The organism is Polaromonas sp. P1_E1_2, assembly GCF_056406035.1.
The window spans coordinates 1-2579 of record NZ_JBFUAZ010000604.1; the positions used below are offsets into that span (position 1 = coordinate 1).

The following is a 2579-nucleotide window of genomic DNA, read 5'->3' on the forward strand; positions in this document are numbered from 1 at the left end:
ACCTGATYACCCAGGGCCACCGTGTGGCCGTGCTCACGATCGATCCTTCTTCTTCCGTCTCAGGCGGCTCCATCCTGGGCGACAAGACCCGCATGGAAAAGCTCTCGGTGCATGACCGTGCCTATATCCGGCCCAGCCCTTCCAGCGGAAACCTGGGCGGCGTGGCCGAAAAGACGCGCGAGGCGATGCTGGTCTGCGAAGCCGCCGGGTACGACGTGGTGATTGTGGAAACCGTGGGCGTGGGCCAGAGCGAAACCGCCGTCGCCAACATGACCGACATGTTTGTGCTGATGCAGCTGCCCAATGCCGGTGACGACCTGCAGGCCATCAAAAAGGGCGTGATGGAACTGGCCGACCTCGTCATCATCAACAAGGCCGACATCGATGCCGACGCGGCGATGCGCGCTGAGGCGCAGATCACGTCAGCCATGCGCTTGTTCGGTCTGGTCAACAACGCCATGGACGGCGCGCAGGCCGCTAATTTCGACAAAAACTGKCATCCGCAAGTCATCCAGCTCAGCGCCCTGCACAACAAAGGCGTGGACGTGTTCTGGAAAGCCGTGATGCAGTTCAAGTCCCTGCGGACTGCCAATGGCCAGCTGGCCGCCCGGCGCCAGCAGCAGTCGCTGTCATGGATGTGGGAGCGCATAGACGCCGGCCTCAAGCAGGCTTTCCGTCAGGATCCGCAGGTGCGTGAGCGCCTGCCCGGCTTGCTGGCCGAAGTGGCGCGCGGTGAAGTTGCGGCATCGACAGCCGCCAGGAGCTTGCTGGCCCTGGCATCCAAAGGATGGAATGCATGAAGAAAATCGCCATTCTTTTCGTGCTGCTTTTTCAGGCATGCCTGGCGTGGGCCGGCGGCATGGTCGCCGGCGAGCCGCAGAGTTTTGTCTTCACCGACAAAGGCTATTTCGCGGACAAGCCCGTCACGGTGCATTACTACAAGGCGCGCAGCGCCGGCCCCGATGCCAAGGTAATGATGGTGATCCACGGCGCGGAACGGCAGGGCTCGCGCATGCGCGACAACTGGATGCCTTTTGCGGAGAAAAATAAACTCATCGTGCTGGCCCCGGAGTTTGACGAGGCGCGGTTTTCTTCCAGGTTGTTCAACATGGGCGGCATTGAAAGCCGTGACCGTGCCCAGTGGTCTTTCCAGATCGTCGAGCATCTTTTCGATTTTGTCCGTGCTGGTGAGGGCCTCGCGGCGAGCGACTACCTGCTGTTCGGCCACTCGGCGGGCGGGCAGTTTGTGCACCGCTTTATGCTGCTGGCCGAGGCACCCCGCGTTTCAGTCGCCGTGGCGGCCAATGCCGGCAGTTACACCATGCCCCGATATCCAGGCCTGATGGAAGACAAATTTCCCTACGCGCTTAACGAAAGCATTATCAGCCCCGACAAACTCAGGCAGGTTTTTGCCCGCAAGCTGATCGTGCTGCTTGGTGAAACTGACATAAAAACCGATGAGGCCAACCTTCCCAAGGCCAGGCAAGCCACAGCCCAAGGCGTGAACCGCTTTGAGCGCGGCACGCACTTCTTCGAGCAGGCCCAGGCGCAGGCGCAGAAGCTGGGCACACCCCTGGCCTGGGAGCGTGCCACCGTGCCGGGCGTGGGGCACGACTCGCGCCGCATGAGCCAGGCCGCTGCGCGCCTTTTGTTTGAATCAGGCAAGTAATTTTCACCGTCCAACAATTGCGGAACACACCATGCAAGAAATCCTTGAACAACTCGAAAAGAAACGCGCCGCGGCCCGATTGGGCGGCGGGCAAAAGCGCATCGATGCGCAGCACGGCAAAGGCAAACTGACAGCGCGCGAACGGCTGGAGCTGCTGCTCGACGAAGGCACGTTTGAAGAGTGGGACATGTTTGTCGAACACCGCTGCACCGACTTCGGCATGCAGGACAACAAGATTCCCGGCGACGGCGTCGTCACCGGATACGGAATGATCAACGGCCGCCTGGTGTTTGTCTTCAGCCAGGACTTCACCGTGTTTGGCGGCGCCCTGAGCGAAGCTCATGCCGAGAAAATCTGCAAGGTGATGGACCAGGCCATGAAGGTCGGCGCGCCGGTCATCGGCCTCAATGACTCGGGCGGTGCCCGTATTCAGGAAGGTGTGGCGTCATTGGGCGGTTATGCCGATGTGTTCCAGCGCAACGTGATGGCCAGTGGCGTGATTCCGCAGATCAGCATGATCATGGGGCCGAGCGCCGGCGGCGCCGTGTATTCCCCCGCCATGACCGACTTCATCTTCATGGTCAAGGACAGCTCCTACATGTTTGTGACGGGGCCCGAAGTCGTCAAGACCGTGACCCATGAGGAAGTAACGGCCGAAGAACTGGGCGGCGCCACCACCCACACCACACGTAGCGGCGTGGCCGACCTGGCATTCGAGAACGACGTCGAGGCGCTGCTGATGCTGCGCCGCCTCTACAACTACCTGCCGCTCAACAACCGTGAAAAAGCCCCGGTGCGCCCCAGCGCCGACCCGGCTGGCCGTATGGACCTGAGCCTGGACACGCTGGTGCCCGAGAACCCGAACAAGCCCTACGACATGAAGGAACTCATCGTCAAGACGGTGGACGAC

3 protein-coding genes are annotated in these 2579 nt (G+C 61.4%); all 3 read left to right on the forward strand.

Annotated elements, in window-relative coordinates; genetic code table 11:
- The coding region (gene meaB / locus AC1D1P_RS20585; RefSeq protein ID WP_477674238.1) for a methylmalonyl Co-A mutase-associated GTPase MeaB at nucleotides 1-800 on the forward strand (800 nt) is incomplete at its 5' end.
- Complete coding sequence (locus tag AC1D1P_RS20590; RefSeq protein ID WP_477674239.1) at nucleotides 797-1669, forward strand: alpha/beta hydrolase family protein; 873 nt, start codon at nucleotides 797-799, stop codon at nucleotides 1667-1669. The genes meaB and AC1D1P_RS20590, both read left to right, overlap by 4 nt.
- Nucleotides 1670-1700: 31 nt before the next feature.
- Nucleotides 1701-2579, forward strand: an 879-nt coding sequence (locus AC1D1P_RS20595) for an acyl-CoA carboxylase subunit beta (RefSeq protein ID WP_477674240.1), incomplete at its 3' end; no start/stop codon positions are given.